At 65.8% G+C, this 1,917-nt stretch carries 3 protein-coding genes and 1 pseudogene; all 4 read left to right on the top strand.

Annotated elements, in window-relative coordinates:
* A pseudogene (locus JCM19049_RS12895) lies at positions 1-626 on the top strand (biotin/lipoate A/B protein ligase family protein); the annotation flags it as partial.
* On the top strand, positions 626-946 hold the full coding sequence (locus JCM19049_RS12890) for a hypothetical protein (RefSeq protein WP_054821785.1): 321 nt from the start codon (positions 626-628) through the stop codon (positions 944-946). The pseudogene JCM19049_RS12895 and the gene JCM19049_RS12890, both read left to right, overlap by 1 nt.
* Positions 947-1,099: 153 nt before the next feature.
* On the top strand, positions 1,100-1,270 hold the full coding sequence (locus JCM19049_RS20860; RefSeq protein WP_279403173.1) for a hypothetical protein: 171 nt from the start codon (positions 1,100-1,102) through the stop codon (positions 1,268-1,270).
* 109 nt (positions 1,271-1,379) lie between these two features.
* Positions 1,380-1,917: hypothetical protein (locus JCM19049_RS12885; RefSeq protein ID WP_279403172.1), on the top strand; the 538-nt coding region annotated here is incomplete at its 3' end.

The following is a 1,917-nucleotide window of genomic DNA, read 5'->3' as shown; positions in this document are numbered from 1 at the left end:
GGCCGCGGTGGTCATCGGCTCCTTCCAATCCCTGTCCAACGAGGTCGACGCGCAGGCCGCCGCCCACCACGGGGTGAAGGTGGTGCGCCGCATCTCCGGCGGCGGGGCGATGTTCATGGAGGCCGGCAACTGCATCACCTACTCGCTCTACGCCCCCGAATCCCTGGTCGACGGGATGAGCTTCGCCGACTCCTACCCGTACCTGGACCAGTGGGTCATGGAGCGCTGCAGAAGCTGGGCGTCCAGGCCTACTACAAGCCGCTGAATGACATCGCCACCGACCAGGCAAGATCGGCGGCGCCGCGCAGAAGCGCCTGGCCCGCGGCGGCATGCTGCACCACGTGACCATGAGCTACGACATCGACGCGCAGAAGATGGTCGAGGTGCTGCGCATCGGCCGGGAGAAGATCTCCGACAAGGGCATCACCAGCGCCGTCAAGCGCGTGGACCCGCTCAAGAGCCAAACCCAGCTGGCCCGCGATGAGGTCATCCGCACCATGATGGAGACCTTCACCGGCCACTACCAGGCCACCGAGGCCACCTTGGATGAGGACACCCGCCAAGCCGCACGCGAACTGGCCGCCGCGAAGTTCGCCACCGACGCCTGGACTGCCCGGGTGCCCTAATGCCCACGACCCAGCCCTCCGGCCTGGACGAAACCAACCTGCTGCTGCACGGCAGCGGGGTGGTCCGCCGTCTCGGACTGGGGGAGCGGCCACCCTACCTTGAGGTGGATACCGGTGCATCGGGCTACCGGGTGGTTCCGGGTACCCAGGAGCTCTTTGAGGCGTTGCGCCAGCTGCCGGCCAGCGCCCTGCTCGGCCGCCGTCTGGCCTTCGGCGGCTACCTGCGCCAGGATTCGACGCCGCCACAGGTCACGGCCCTGCAGCTGGGAATCACGCCGCAATTACCCACCGACAATGATCCCGCACCGGAGAAGCCATGATCAGTGACGTGGGCCGGGTGACCGGCTGCCGGGTGCAAGGCACAACAACATCACCGAACTGCTGCTGCAGGCGCCGGTGCCCAAACCAGATGTCCATCTTGACGCGGTCCGGCACTACGCGCTGCAGTTCTTCACCGATCAGCCGATGAGCTGGTGGAGCTGTTCGACCAGCTGCGGGGCCTGGATGCCTACTTCCACGGCCACGCCTCGTTTGCCCGCGTACCCCAGGCCGGGGCCGTTGTTGAAGTAGCGGTCCTGGACTGGGGCCTGACCCCGGCCAGCCTGCTCACATTCCACCAAACTGCCGCCAGGAGCGTGCCGTAAGGGCCACGAGCCCGACCTGAGCGTCGAACCGACTCGAAAATCTTTTCGAGCTTTCCCCATCTGGTTGTGGTCGGGGTCATAGTGTCGGTGGGGGTTGGGATGATGGGGTATGGGCAGAAAAGAGATCTTCGATTCCGGGGATGACGTCCACCGGTTACCGATCCTGCCCAGCGGTTTTCGGGACCACTGGGGCATCGACGGGGTGCTGCATGCCGGGATCGATTACAAGATTGCGTGCCAGCCCCTGTCCTCGGCCGTGACCGATGAGTTGCTGGCGTCCGCGCCGGGGTCCCCGGGTGAGGTGTTGGAGCGGTTGGGAACGGTGGGGCGGCTGCGTTCGATGCTCGATGCCGTTGAGGCGGTGTTGCTGGCCGAGGGGCTGGAGCTGTCGTATTTGCAGGACCGGCAGAAGGGCATCACTGATCCGCTGCAGTTGGCCAGTATCCAGAAGTATGGGGTGAAGCCGGGCTCGGAGCAGGTGATACGGCAGAATTTCGTGGCCGAGGCGTCCTTGGCCACCCGCACCACCGAGTACTCGACCAATGCGCGCCTGTTGGTGGCCGAGGGGTTGCGCCAGTTGTGTCCGCGCACCTTGGAGGCGTTGCTGCAGGGGCAGATCACTACCCGCAGCGCGATCACGGTGATTC

It is taken from the genome of Arthrobacter sp. JCM 19049, from assembly GCF_001310435.1.
This window is presented reverse-complemented; position numbering and strand designations above follow the sequence as displayed.